Genomic DNA, 12,225 nt, shown 5'->3' on the forward strand with positions numbered 1-12,225 from the left:
CGATTCCGGGAATGCTTCGAAACATTCGAACTCCCCTCGCGTTCCCCGGACTTCCGCCCGCTGTCACCACCCACTCAAGGAGTGCACGTGAAGGTGCTGCGCCTCGTCACGGCTGTCGCCATGACGTCGTCCCTGGCTCTGATGATCCCCCTCGCCACCGGCGGCCCCGCCGCCGCCCACGGCGGGGCCGCCGGACACACCCCGAAGGACCGGTCGCTGCGGCAACTCGCCGTGGACGACGGCCTGCGCGTCGGCACCGCCGTCGACATGACGGCCCTCGCCGAGGACGCCCCCTACCGAAGAATCGCGGGTTCGGAGTTCTCCTCCGTGACCCCCGAGAACGTCATGAAGTGGGACGCGCTCGAACCGCGGCAGGGCGAGTACGACTACGCGGCCGCCGACCGCCTCGTCCGGTTCGCCCAGAGGCACGGGCAGAAGGTGCGCGGCCATGTCCTCGTCTGGCACAACCAGTTGCCCTCCTGGCTCACCGAGGAGGACCACACCGCCGAGGAACTGCGCGGGATCCTTCGCCGCCACATCACCGACACCGTGCGGCACTTCAAGGGCCGTGTCTGGCACTGGGACGTGGTCAACGAGGCGTTCAACGAGGACGGGACCCTGCGCGACAGCATCTGGCTGCGCAAGCTCGGCCCCGGCTACATCGCGGACGCCTTCCGCTGGGCGCACGCGGCCGACCCGCACGCCAAGCTCTTCTACAACGACTACAACATCGCGTGGACGGGCCCGAAGAGCGACGCCGTGCTGGAACTGGTGCGCACGCTGCGCGCCGAGGGGGTACCCGTCCACGGGGTCGGCTTCCAGGGGCACTTGGGCATCCAGTACGGCCTGCCCACCGACGTGGCCGCCAACTTCGGGCGGTTCGACCGGCTGGGAGTGCAGACCGCCGTGACGGAGGCCGACGTCCGCATGATCATGCCGGCCGACGAGGAGAAGCTGCGCACCCAGGCCGAGGGGTACCGGCTGCTGCTGGACGCCTGCCTGCGGACCCGGCACTGCGTCTCGTTCACCGTGTGGGGCTTCACCGACAAGTACTCCTGGGTCCCGAACACCTTCGAAGGCGAGGGAGCCGCCAACATCCTGGACGAGAACTACGCGGTCAAGCCCGCGTACACCACCCTCCAGGCCACCCTCGCAGCCCACTGACCGCAGGCAGTCGTGCCTCCCCCCAGCGCCTTGAAGGCCTGGTGGGAGGCGCCCCGCAGGCGCCGGGCAGTGCGGCCCACCCCCGGCCCGCACCAACGCCCCGCACAGCTGCCCGCGCGCCTCACGCACCCTTCGGCGGAGCCGTGCTCTGCCGTACCACCAGGTGCGTCGCCAGCTCTATGCGCTGGGCGGCGGTGCCGGGATCGTCCGGGCGCAGCAGCATCCGCGCCGCCTCCTCCGCCATGTGCCGCAGCGGCTGGTGGACCGTGGTGAGCGGCGGGCTCGACCACTGCGCCAGCGGTACGTCGTCGTAGCCGACCACCGACAGGTCCTCCGGCACGCGCAGGCCCTTGACCCGGGCCGCCTCCAGCACGCCCAGTGCCTGGAGGTCGCTGCCCGCGAAGACAGCCGTCGGCCGGTCGGGCCCTTCCAGCAGGTCCATGGCGTGCTCGAAGCCGCCCTGCACATGGAAGTCGCCGAAGCGCATCAGCCGCGGGTCGGTCTCCAGGCCCGCCATCGCCATGGCCGACCGGTAGCCGTCGAGGCGGGCGAGCGAGCACAGCATGTCCTCGGGGCCGGTGATGATCGCGACCCGCTCGTGCCCCTGGTCGGTGAGATGGCGGGTGGCGGCGAGGCCCCCGGCCCAGTTCGCGGAGCCGACCGAGGGGACGTCCGGGTCGGGATCGCCCGCCGGATCGATGACGACGAAGGGGATGGCCGCCGCCCTGAGCCGGCGCTTGACGTCCTCCGGGAGGGTGGAGAAGACCAGCACGACACCCAGCGGCCTGCGTTGCAGCACCCCCGGCAGCCAGTCCGGGGCGGGCGCGTGCCGGGTGCCGCTCTCGGTGAGCACGACCGTCGCGCGGTTCTCCTTGGCGATGTTCTCCACGCCCCTGATCAGCTCCATCGCCCAGATGCTGTCCAGTTCGTGGAAGACCAGCTCGATGAGCGGGGAGCGGGATCCCCCCTGGGCGCGCCGGCGGTAGCCGTGGACCTCCAGCAGCCGCTCCACCTTGGCCCGGGTCGCGCGGGAGACATCCGAGCGTCCGTTGAGGACCTTCGAAACTGTCGGCATCGAAACGCCGGCCTCTTTCGCGACCGCGGCCAGGGTGACTCTGCCGCTCGCCTCGTCGTCATCGTGCATACCCGCAGGATAGGGCACCGCGCGTCGATAACGGTTTGGGTGAGTACCGTTCCGACCGTTGACCGAAACACGGGTCTGACCTACTGTCCCACGGCATGGACTTTCGGTGATGAAGCCGAAACTTTCGAAAGGCGAACGATGAAGACACGTGCGCGCTTGCCCAGACTGGTCGCCTGTGGTGCGACGCTCGCCCTGGCACTGAGCCTCTCGGCCTGTGGTGACGGTAACGGCGGGGCGTCGGCGGACGACGGCAAGATCCATGTCCTGGTCTACGGGGACGCCACCAACAAGGTCGAGAAGCAGGTCGTCGACACGTTCAACAAGACGTCCGACGTCAAGGTCGTCCTCGACACCATCCCCGGTGCGGACTACCAGAAGAAGCTTCAGACGATCATCAACACCCCGCAGGCCCCGGACGTCTTCTTCAACTGGGGCGGCGGCAGCATCAAGCCGTTCGTCAAGGCGGACCTGCTGCTGCCGCTCGACGACTTCATCAAGAAGAACCCGGACCTGGAGAACAAGTTCCTGCCGTCCGTCTTCAACAACGCCGTGGTCGACGGCAAGCCGTACGGCATCCCGATGCGCGGCACCCAGCCCGTCCTGCTCTTCCACAACAAGGCGGTCCTCGACAAGGCCGGCGTCAAGCCGCCGAAGACCTGGGACGAGCTGCTCGCCGCGGTCGAGAAGCTCAAGGGTGAGGGCGTCACCCCGATCGCGCTCGGCGGCGGCGACGTCTGGCCGACGCAGATGTGGTTCCAGTACCTCTTCGACCGCATCGCCGGACCGGAGCTGTTCGCGAAGGCCGTCGCGGGCGACAAGAGCGCCTGGGAGAGCGCGGACGCCAAGAAGGCCCTGGGCATGATCCGGGACCTCGTCGACGCCGGTGCCTTCGGCAAGAACTACGACTCCGTCAAGTACACCAACGGCGGCTCGGTCCAGCTGGTGGCCTCGGGCAAGGCCGGCTTCGAGCTGATGGGGTCCTGGTACTACTCCCAGCAGGTGACGGACCACCCGGAGTTCGCCGAGAAGGACCTCGGCTACACCGCCTTCCCGACCGTCGAGGGCGGCAAGGGTGACCCGGCCAACGTCGCCGGCAACACCAACAACTACTACTCGGTGATGAAGAAGACCAAGCACCCCGAGGCGGTCGCCGAGTTCCTGAAGCTCATGTACTCCGACGACTTCGTCAAGTCGCAGCTGGACATCGGCAACCTGACGACCACGACCAACACCGACAAGTTCATCGACGGCTCGTCCACCCCCGAGTACTCGCGCTTCCAGTACGACCTGGTCGCCGACGCCCCGTCCTTCCAGCTCTCCTGGGACCAGGCGTACCCGCAGAAGGCGAGCTCGGACATGCACAAGGCCGTCCAGCAGTTCTTCAACGGACAGCTCGACACGGACGGCTTCATCAAGGCCATGCAGGCCCTCCCGACCGAGTAACGAACGGCTCATGACCACAAAGATCACGAGCGCGCCGCCCGCCGCCGGACCCCGCAAGGGGTCCCGGCGGCGGCCGCCCGCCTCGTCCGCAACGAAGGTGGGACGCCCCGGCTTCGCCTGGGCGCTGCCCGCCGCAGTGTTCTTCGGCCTCTTCGCGATCGTCCCGCTGATCATGGTGGCGGTGCTGTCCTTCATGACCTGGGACGGGCTCAGCTCGCCCGAGTTCGTCGGCATGGACAACTGGTCGCGCCTGATGGACGACCCGGTGATGCTCAAGAGCATCTGGCTGACCCTGCTCCTGACCGTGCTCGGCGTGGTCATCCAGACGCCGCTGAGCATCGTGCTCGGTGTCTGGGCCGCCGGCTACCAGCGCAACCGGGCCGTACTGTCCGTCATCTACTTCATCCCGCTGCTGCTGTCCGCGACCGCCGTCTCCGTGCTGTGGCGGGCGCTGCTCGACCCCAACTTCGGCATCCCGGCCGAGGCCACCTGGCTCTTCGGCGACGGCAACCTGTTCGGTGAACAGGCCACCGCCATCGGCGTCCTGGCGTTCGTCAGCACCTGGCAGTTCACGCCCTTCCACACCCTGATCTACCAGGGCGCCGCCCGCGCGATCCCCCACGTGCTCTACCAGGCCGCGGAGATCGACGGAGCCGGCCGCTACCGGCAGTTCTTCCACATCACGCTGCCGCAGCTGCGCAACTCGATGATCACCTCGATGATCCTGATGATCGTCGGCGGCCTGACCACCTTTGAGACGGTCCTCATCCTGACCCAGGGCGGCCCCGGCACCGACACCACCATCAGCGCCTACTACATGTACGACAAGGCGTTCAAGAGCTTCGACTACGGCACCGGCTCCGCGATCGCCCTGGCCCTGGTCGTGGCGTCCACGATCATCTCGCTGATCGTCGTCCGGGTCTCCGGCTACGACAAGATGCGCAGCTCCATGGAGGGTGTGTCATGAGGCGCCGACCGAACTACCTGGCCGGCGTCGGCTCGCTCTTCTGGCTCTTCATCGTCGGCCTGCCGCTGTACGTGATGCTCGCCGCGACCCTGCGCACCCGCCAGGACTACGCCGAGAACGGCCCGGTGTCCATCCCGGACAGCTTCACCCTGGACAACTTCACCGGCGCCTTCGACTCCGGATTCGACCAGTACTTCTTCAACACGCTCGTCGTCACCGCCTGCGTGATCGGCATCGTGCTGCTGCTGGTCCCGCCGCTCGCCTACGCGATCGTACGCAGCCGCGGCCGGACCACCTCGGCGATCTTCCGGCTGTTCCTGCTCGGACTGGCCATCCCGGCCCAGGCCGTGATCGTGCCGATGTTCTACCTGATCAGCGAAGCGGGCCTGTACGACAACCTGCTGGGCGTCATCCTGCCCACGGCCGCGTTCTGCCTCCCCATGTCGGCGCTGATCCTCAGCGGCGCCATGCGCGACATCTCCCCGGAGCTGTACGAGGCCATGGCCATGGACGGTGCCAGCCCGCGCCGCATGTTCTTCCAGCTCGTCCTGCCGCTGTCCCGCGGCGGACTGTCCACGATCGTGGTCTTCTCCGCGCTCCAGGCGTGGAACGGCTTCCTGTTCCCGCTCGTCCTGACCCAGTCCGACTCCACCAAGGTCGTCACCCTGGGTCTGTACAACTTCCAGACCGAACACGGCATCGACATCCCCGGTCTGCTGGGAGCCGTGGTGCTGTCCATGGTGCCCATCCTGCTCGTCTACCTGTTCGCCCGTCGCGCCCTGGTCCAGGGTCTGATGGGCGTCGGAGGAAAGTGACCGCCAACGTGGCCGTAGAGACCACCCCCGAAATCCCCCTCTGGAACGACCCCGCCCACCCCGTCTCCGCCAGAGTCGACGCGCTGATCGGCGCGATGACCCTCCAGGAGAAGATCGCCCAGCTGTACGGCGTATGGGTCGGCGCCTCCGACAAGGGCGGCGAAGTGGCCCCCCACCAGCACGACATGGAGGAGGCCGTCGACCTCGACGCGCTTCTGCCCAACGGACTGGGCCAGCTCACCCGCCCCTTCGGCACCGTTCCCGTCGATCCCGCGCTCGGCGCGCTCTCCCTGCTGCGCACCCAGGCCCGCATCACCTCGGCGAACCGGTTCGGCATTCCCGCCGTCGCGCACGAGGAGTGCCTGGCCGGCTTCGCGGCCTGGGGCGCCACCGCCTACCCCGTCCCGCTGTCCTGGGGCGCCACCTTCGCACCGGACCTGGTGCGCCGGATGGCCGCCGCCATCGGCCGCGACATGCGGTCCCTCGGCATCCACCAGGGCCTCGCCCCCGTCCTCGACGTCGTCCGCGACGCCCGCTGGGGCCGCGTCGAGGAGACCATCGGCGAGGACCCCTACCTCGTCGGCACCATCGGCACCGCCTATGTGCAGGGCCTGGAGTCCGCCGGGATCGTCGCCACCCTCAAGCACTTCGTCGGCTACTCCGCCTCCCGCGCCGGACGCAACCTCGCCCCCGCCCCCATGGGCGCCCGCGAGCGGGCCGACGTGCTGCTGCCGCCGTTCGAGATGGCGATCCGCGAGGGCGGCGCCCGCTCCGTGATGCACGCCTACACCGACACCGACGGCGTGCCCGCCGCGGCCGACGAGAGCCTGCTGACCGGACTCCTGCGCGACACCTGGGGCTTCGACGGCACCGTCGTCGCCGACTACTTCGGCATCGCCTTCCTCAAGACCCTGCACGGCATCGCCGCCGACTGGACCGACGCCGCCGGCGCCGCGCTCAAGGCCGGCGTCGACATCGAACTGCCCACCGTCAAGACCTTCGGCGCGCCGCTCGTCGAGGCCGTCACCGACGGCCGGGTCCCGGAGGCGCTCATCGACCGCGCCCTGCGCCGCGTCCTCGGCCAGAAGGCGATGCTCGGCCTGCTCGACCCCGACTGGAGCCCGGTCCCGCCCGCGCTCGAGGGCGTCGACCTGGACGACCCCGAGGCGCTGCGCGGCAGGATCGACCTGGACCGGCCCGAGAACCGGGAACTGGCCCTGGAGATCGCCGAGAAGGCGGTCGTCCTGCTCACCAACGACGGCACCCTGCCGCTCGCCCGGCCCCGCCGCATCGCCCTGGTCGGCCCCAACGCGACCGAGCCGACCGCCGTCCTGGGCTGCTACTCCTTCCCCCTGCACGTCGGCGTGCAGCACCCGGAGGTCCCGGTCGGCATCGACCTGCCCACCCTGCGCGACACCCTGGCCGCCGAGTTCCCCGACGCGGACATCACGGTCGCCCGCGGCACCGGCGTCGACGACGGTGACCTCACCGGCATCGGCGAGGCGGTGGACGCGGCCGGCGAGGCGGACGTCGTCATCGCCGTCCTCGGCGACCGCGCGGGCCTGTTCGGCCGCGGCACCAGCGGCGAGGGTTGCGACGCCGAGTCCCTGGCGCTGCCCGGCGCCCAGCAGCAACTCCTCGACGCGCTGCTCGACTGCGGCAAGCCGGTGGTGACGGTCCTGCTCGCGGGCCGCCCGTACGCCCTCGGCCGCGCCACGGACGAGTCGGCGGCGATCGTGCAGTCCTTCTTCCCCGGAGTCGCCGGCACCCAGGCGATCGCCGGTGTGTTGAGTGGCCGTACCAATCCCTCCGGACGCCTCCCGGTCAGCGTGCCGCGCGGCCCGGGCTCCCAGCCGACCACCTATCTCGGTGCACGGCTCGCCCAGGCCAGCGAGGTGTCCAACATCGACCCGACCCCGGCGTTCGGCTTCGGCCACGGCCTCACGTACACGAGTTTCGCCTGGAGCGACCTCGTGGTGGACACGCGGGAGGCGGCCACGGACGGCGAGTTCGCCCTCGCCCTCACCGTCCGCAACACGGGTGACCGCTCCGGCACCGAGGTCGTCCAGCTGTACCTGCACGACCCTGTCGCCTCCGTGGTCCAGCCGGTGCAGCGTCTCGTCGGCTACACCCGGGTGGAGCTGGAGCCGGGCGAGGCCCGCGTCGTCCGCGTCACGGTCCCGTCCGACGTGGCCTCCTTCACCGGCCGCGACGGCCGCCGCGTCGTGGAACCCGGCGACCTGGAACTCCGCCTCGCCACGTCGAGCACGGACGCCCGCCTGACGGCGACGGTCACCCTGACCGGCCCCGAGCGCGAGGTGAACCACACCCGCCGCTTCCACGCGTCCTTCACCCAGGAGCCGGTCACGGAGGCGTGACCCGCACCTGCTCCCGACCCGGCCGGCCCGGACCGCACACGCGGTCCGGGCCGGCCGGGTGTTCGTGCGCAGCGCCCCGCCGCACGGACCGAGGCGTCGTGCCCGGATCACCGGCCGGCCGGGATCCCGGGCGCCGGCCCTGGGGCACCCCGTCCGTGCCCTCGCGGCGGCGCGTACGCTGGGGCCGGCTTTACCGAGTGCTGGGGAAGGGTGCATGTCAGGCGTCATACGCAGGCGCGTCGGCTGGTTGGTCGTCGCCCTTCTCCTGTTGTTCTCGGCCGTGCTGCTGAGCCTCGCCGTCGGCAGCCGGTCGATCGCCCCGGGCACCGTCTGGGACGCCCTGGTGCACGGCGGCACGAGCGCCGACGCCCAGGTCGTCCGCGCGCTGCGGGTGCCGAGGACCGTCATCGGGGTCATGGTGGGCGCCGCGCTCGCCGTTGCTGGAACGGTTCTTCAGGGCATCACGCGCAACCCGATCGCCGAACCCGGCATCCTCGGCATCAGCCAGGGCGCCTCACTGGGCGTCGTCTGCGCGATCGCCTTCCTCGGCGTGCACACACTCACCGGATACGTCTGGTACGCGTTCGCCGGGGCGGGGGTCGCGGCGGTCGCCATCTACGCCGTCGCCAGCAGCGGCCGCGGCGGCGCGTCCCCGGTGAAGCTGGCCCTGGCGGGCGCCGCCATGAACGCGTTCCTCGCCTCGGTCGTCTCGGGGATCCTCACCACCAACGCGCGGGCCCTCGACGAGTTCCGGTTCTGGGACGTCGGTTCGCTCAGCGGCCGGGACGCCACGATCGTCGGCCAGGTATGGCCCTTCCTCCTCGCGGGACTCCTGCTGGTGCTGGCCATGGCCCGCGGCCTGGACGCGCTCGCCCTCGGCGAGGACGTCGCCCGGGGTCTGGGCCGCAATGTCGCGCTGCTGCGGGTGACCGGCGCGCTGGGCGCCACCGTCCTGACCGGTGTCGCGGTCGCCGCGGCCGGGCCCATCGCCTTCACGGGGCTCGCCGTACCGCACATCGCCCGTGCGCTCGTCGGCCCGGCCCACCGTTGGCTGCTGCCGATGGCCGCACTGCTCGGCCCGGTGATGCTCCTCCTCGCGGACGTCCTCGGCCGTGTCGTCGTCCCGCCCGCGGAGGTGCCCGTGGCCGTCATGACGGCGCTGGCCGGAGTGCCGTTCCTCATCGCCCTGGTGCGCAGGAAGTCGGTGGTCGCGGCATGACCGGCCTCCGCGAAACGTCCTCGGGACCCGGAATGGAACCACCACGCGTGACCGCTGCTGACGGGCGGCGCCCCGCACGGTTCGCGCGCCCCCGCGGACATGCCGTGCTCCGGGCCGGTAGCGGCAGTCTCCTGCTGCACCGCAGGGCCGCGCTGGTGGCGGCCGTGCTCGCGGTGCTCCTGTCGGCGGCGGTGGTCGCCTCCCTGTGCGTCGGGGAGTCGTTCGTCCCGCCCTCGGAGGTCGTCAACGTCCTGCTGGGCCGCCCGAGTCCGGACGAACTCGTCGTCGGCACACTCCGGCTGCCGCGTCTGGTGACCGGCCTCCTGGTCGGCGCCGCGTTCGGAGTCTCCGGCGCGCTCATCCAGACGGTGGCCCGCAATCCGCTCGCCAGCCCCGACGTCATCGGGGTGACCCACGGCGCCGGCGCGGCGACGGTCGCGGCGATGACGTTCGGCGTGACCTCGTACACCGTCCTGCCCTACGTGTCCGTCGCCGGCGGGCTGGCCGCCGCCCTGCTGGTCTACGTGCTGGCCTGGCGGGGCGGGTTGCACGCCTCCCGGTTCGTGCTCATCGGGATCGGCATCTCCGTCGCCCTCGGCTCGCTCTCGCGGCTGTTCGTGACGAAGGGCGACTACCTCGTCGCCCAGCAGGCCAAGGTGTGGCTGACCGGTTCGCTCAACGGCCGCGGCTACGATCAGGCCGCGCCCCTCGCCACCGTGCTCGTGCTGCTCGTGCCGTTCCTGCTGTGGGCGGCCCGCGCGCAGCGCGGCGCGGCGTTCGACGACGACACGGCGACCGCCCTCGGCACCCGGCTCGGCCACACCCGGCTCGGGCTGAGCGCCCTCGGTGTCGTCCTGGCGTCCGTGGCCACCGGCGCCGCCGGCCCGGTGGACTTCGTGGCGCTGCTCGCCCCGCAGATCGCGCGGCGGCTCACCCGTACGACACACATCCCGCTGGTGTGCTCGGCGCTGACGGGCGCGCTGATCGTCGTCGTCGCCGATCTGCTGGCCCGCAGGCTCCTGTCCCCGCTGGAGCTGCCGGTCGGCGTGTTCACCGCCCTGGTGGGCGCCCCCTATCTGATGTGGCTGATCGTCAGCACCCGTAGCAGCCGTTCCGGAGGAACCGCGTGACCGGCAACCGCCTCACCGCCCAGGGGCTCACCCTCGCCTACGAGGACCGTACGGTCGTCGAGAACCTGGACCTGGAGGTCCCCGACGGCAAGGTGACCGTCATCGTCGGGCCCAACGCCTGCGGCAAGTCCACCCTGTTGCGGGCCCTGGGCCGGCTGCTGAAGCCGCGCGACGGCGCGGTGCTGCTGGACGGTACCGAACTGTCCCGCATCCCGTCCCGGCGGATCGCGCGGGCGATCGGGCTGCTGCCGCAGACTCCCGTGCCACCGGAGGGCATCACGGTCGCGGACCTGGTCTCGCGCGGGCGCCAGCCCCACCAGAAGTGGTGGCAGCAGTGGTCGGAGGCCGACGAGGCGGCCGTCGCCGAAGCGATGGAGCGCACCGGCACCGCCGATCTCGCCGACCGTCCCGTGGACGAACTCTCGGGCGGCCAGCGCCAGCGGGTGTGGATCGCCATGGCCCTCGCCCAGGACACCGACGTCCTGCTGCTGGACGAGCCGACGACGTATCTGGACATCGCCCACCAGGTGGAGGTTCTGGACCTGGTGCGACAGCTCAACCGGGAGCGGGGCCGCACGGTGGTGGCGGTGCTGCACGACCTCAACCAGGCGGCCCGCTACGCCGATCACCTGATCGCCATGCGATCGGGACGGATCGTGGCGCAGGGCCCGCCCGCCGATGTCGTCACCGCGGAACTGGTCGAACGGGTCTTCGGCCTCGCCTCGGTGGTGGTGCCGGACCCGGTGACCGGTGACCCGCTGGTCGTACCGGGGCCACCGTGGTCCACGGGCGCCGAACGGCCGGAGAACGCCTCCGAAGTGACCGGAACCACACGGTCCGGTCATAGTCGGAGCACAGACATCGCATAAGGTCAGGCTTGCCTAAGCACTACCAGGTCCGGAGTGATCGATGTCTGCCAGAACGCGCACCGCCGCCATGTCCCTCGTCCTCGCCGCCGCGCTCTCCCTGACCGCGTGCGGCGGGTCCGCCGACGAGGGCGGGAGTGACGCCCCGGGCGCAGGGGGGAAGGACAAGAAGGCGGTCGCGCAGGGCGGCGAGGACTTCTCGGACGCGGCGAAGGAGACGGCCGCGATGGGCACGGACGCCAAGCCCGGCGAGTGGCCCCGCACCGTCAAGCACGCCATGGGCGAGACCGAGTTGAAGGCCGAGCCCAAGCGCGTGGTCGTCCTCGACGTCGGTGAGCTCGACAACGTCGTGTCGCTCGGCATCAAGCCGGTCGGCCTCGCTCCCACCGAGGGCTCTCCCGAACTGCCGTCCTATCTGAAGAAGGACGCCGGCAGCCCGAAGAACGTCGGCACCATCAACAACCTCAACCTCGAGGCCATCGCCGCGCTCAAGCCCGATCTGATCCTCGGCAGCCAGCTGCGTGCCGCCGACAAGTACGACGAGCTGTCGCAGATCGCGCCGACGGTCTTCTCCATCCGCCCGGGCTTCACGTGGAAGGAGAACTACCTCCTCAACGCCGCGGCCCTGGACAAGACAGCCGAGGCCAAGGCCGAACTCGCCGAGTACGACGAGAAGGTGGAGGCGCTGGAGAAGAAGCTCGGCACGGACAAGCCCACCGTCTCGATGGTGCGCTACCTGCCGGACGGCGTCATCCGCCTCTACGCCAACGCCTCGTTCATCGGCACGATCCTCAAGGACGCGGGCATCCCGCGCCCGAAGAACCAGGACATCGAGGACCTCGCCGCCGAGGTCAGCGCCGAGAACATCGACCAGGCCGACGCCGACTACATCTTCACCGGCGTCTACGGCGACCCGAAGGCCACCGACAAGTCCAAGGCCCAGGGCAACCCGCTGTGGAAGAACCTGAACGCGGTGAAGACCGGCCACGCCCACGACGTGCCGGACGAGACCTGGTACCTCGGCCTCGGCGTGACCGCCGCCGACGAGGTCCTCGCGGACCTGGACCGCTACCTCACCAAGTGACCCCTTCCGGGCCAT

Annotated in this window: 10 protein-coding genes; 9 read left to right on the forward strand and 1 reads right to left on the reverse strand. The window is 70.6% G+C overall.

Going from position 1 to position 12,225, the window contains the following annotated elements:
- Positions 1–120 precede the first annotated feature (120 nt).
- Entirely contained in the window at positions 121–1,164 is a 1,044-nt protein-coding gene (locus ACZ470_RS15205) for an endo-1,4-beta-xylanase (RefSeq protein WP_468427614.1), read from the forward strand.
- 121 nt (positions 1,165–1,285) lie between these two features.
- Here ACZ470_RS15205 and ACZ470_RS15210 read toward each other — a convergent pair whose 3' ends face one another.
- Positions 1,286–2,308: a LacI family DNA-binding transcriptional regulator gene (locus ACZ470_RS15210; protein WP_468427354.1), complete on the reverse strand. Its 1,023-nt coding sequence runs from the start codon at positions 2,306–2,308 to the stop codon at positions 1,286–1,288.
- A 138-nt stretch (positions 2,309–2,446) separates the two neighbouring features.
- On the opposite strand from ACZ470_RS15210, the gene ACZ470_RS15215 reads away from it, so the two are divergent.
- The 8 genes from ACZ470_RS15215 (at position 2,447) to ACZ470_RS15250 (ending at position 12,210) form a co-directional block, all read left to right on the forward strand.
- A complete protein-coding gene (locus tag ACZ470_RS15215) occupies positions 2,447–3,751 on the forward strand; it encodes an ABC transporter substrate-binding protein (RefSeq protein WP_468427355.1) in 1,305 nt (434 codons plus the stop codon).
- Positions 3,752–3,761: 10 nt separating this feature from the next.
- The gene (locus ACZ470_RS15220; RefSeq protein WP_468427356.1) at positions 3,762–4,718 is read left to right on the forward strand and encodes a carbohydrate ABC transporter permease; all 957 of its coding nucleotides are present in this window, start codon (positions 3,762–3,764) and stop codon (positions 4,716–4,718) included.
- Positions 4,715–5,533 carry a carbohydrate ABC transporter permease gene (locus tag ACZ470_RS15225; RefSeq protein WP_468427357.1) on the forward strand — a complete coding sequence of 273 codons (819 nt, stop codon included), beginning with the start codon at positions 4,715–4,717 and terminating at the stop codon, positions 5,531–5,533. The genes ACZ470_RS15220 and ACZ470_RS15225 overlap by 4 nt, the downstream gene beginning before the upstream one ends.
- The gene (locus ACZ470_RS15230) at positions 5,530–7,911 is read left to right on the forward strand and encodes a beta-xylosidase/alpha-l-arabinosidase (RefSeq protein WP_468427358.1); all 2,382 of its coding nucleotides are present in this window, start codon (positions 5,530–5,532) and stop codon (positions 7,909–7,911) included. The genes ACZ470_RS15225 and ACZ470_RS15230 overlap by 4 nt, the downstream gene beginning before the upstream one ends.
- A gap of 214 nt (positions 7,912–8,125) precedes the next feature.
- Complete coding sequence (locus ACZ470_RS15235) at positions 8,126–9,130, forward strand: FecCD family ABC transporter permease (protein ID WP_468427359.1); 1,005 nt, start codon at positions 8,126–8,128, stop codon at positions 9,128–9,130.
- Between the two features lie 32 nt (positions 9,131–9,162).
- A complete protein-coding gene (locus ACZ470_RS15240; RefSeq protein ID WP_468427360.1) occupies positions 9,163–10,260 on the forward strand; it encodes a FecCD family ABC transporter permease in 1,098 nt (365 codons plus the stop codon).
- Positions 10,257–11,129 (forward strand): ABC transporter ATP-binding protein, encoded by an 873-nt coding sequence (locus tag ACZ470_RS15245; RefSeq protein ID WP_468427361.1) that lies wholly within the window; start codon positions 10,257–10,259, stop codon positions 11,127–11,129. Before ACZ470_RS15240 ends, ACZ470_RS15245 begins: the two co-directional genes overlap by 4 nt.
- Before the next feature lie 40 nt (positions 11,130–11,169).
- Complete coding sequence (locus tag ACZ470_RS15250; protein ID WP_468427362.1) at positions 11,170–12,210, forward strand: ABC transporter substrate-binding protein; 1,041 nt, start codon at positions 11,170–11,172, stop codon at positions 12,208–12,210.
- Positions 12,211–12,225 lie beyond the last annotated feature (15 nt).

The organism is Streptomyces sp. NPDC031111, assembly GCF_055570675.1.